The organism is Streptosporangium amethystogenes (assembly GCF_000721075.1).
GTDB classification, from domain to species: Bacteria; Actinomycetota; Actinomycetes; order Streptosporangiales; family Streptosporangiaceae; genus Streptosporangium; species Streptosporangium amethystogenes.
This window is the reverse complement of the sequence record NZ_JOEQ01000206.1, coordinates 1-251: the sequence shown is the minus strand read 5'-3', so window position 1 is coordinate 251 and position 251 is coordinate 1. Positions and strand designations below refer to the sequence as shown.

The 251-nt window shown below is 71.7% G+C and carries 1 protein-coding gene; it reads left to right on the top strand.

All coding sequences use genetic code 11. From position 1 onward, the window contains the following. Positions 1 to 7: 7 nt before the first annotated feature. A partial coding sequence (locus IG98_RS51790; protein WP_342666911.1) for a condensation domain-containing protein occupies positions 8 to 251 on the top strand: 244 nt, incomplete at its 3' end.

The following is a 251-nucleotide window of genomic DNA, read 5'->3' as shown; positions in this document are numbered from 1 at the left end:
TGCGCAGGTGGCGTTCTGGCGGTCGCGGTTGGCGGGGTTGCCCGAGGAGTTGGTGTTGCCGTTCGATCGGCCGAGGCCCGCGGTCGCCTCGCACCGGGGCGGCACCGTTCCGGTGACGGTGGGGGCCGAGACGGGACGGCGGCTCAGGGCGTTGGCGCGTGAGATGAACGCGACGGTGTTCATGGTGGTGCAGGCCGGGTTGGCGGCGTTGCTGACCCGGTTGGGGGCGGGTTCGGATGTGCCGATCGGTT